This is a genomic window from Psychrobacter sp. 1U2 (assembly GCF_051847575.1).
In genome coordinates, this window is record NZ_JBPYDC010001640.1 from 1 (window position 1) to 551 (window position 551).

1 protein-coding gene is annotated in these 551 nt (G+C 44.6%); it reads right to left on the reverse strand.

Annotated features, from left to right (window positions below; translation table 11 throughout):
• Positions 1–92 precede the first annotated feature (92 nt).
• A partial coding sequence (locus ACS8FD_RS23610; protein WP_439277641.1) for an acyl-CoA dehydrogenase family protein occupies positions 93–551 on the reverse strand: 459 nt, incomplete at its 5' end.

The following is a 551-nucleotide window of genomic DNA, read 5'->3' on the forward strand; positions in this document are numbered from 1 at the left end:
AAGGCTAAACAGTAACGTACGTTAGTCGTTGAAAATTGATACTTAGCTATGACTTAATCAAAAGCTACTTATTACCTTGCTAGCGCTTTAAATTAATAAAACGCTTGAATACCAGTCTGCGAACGACCTAGGATAAGCGCATGAATGTCATGCGTACCTTCATAAGTATTCACTGCTTCTAGGTTCATGACATGGCGAATGATATGGAACTCATCAGAGATACCGTTACCGCCATGCATATCACGAGCAACACGAGCGATATCTAACGCCTTGCCGCAGTTGTTGCGCTTAATGAGCGATATTATCTCAGGCGCTGCATTATGCTCATCCATCAAACGACCAACACGTAGCGCTGCTTGCAAGCCAAGGGCAATCTCAGTTTGCATATTAGCAAGTTTCAATTGCACCAATTGCGTTGCAGCTAATGGACGTCCAAACTGTTTGCGGTCTAGCGTATACTGACGCGAGGCTTTCCAGCAAAATTCAGCCGCACCCATTGAACCCCATGCGATACCGTAACGGGCTTTATTCAAGCAACCAAACGGACCTTT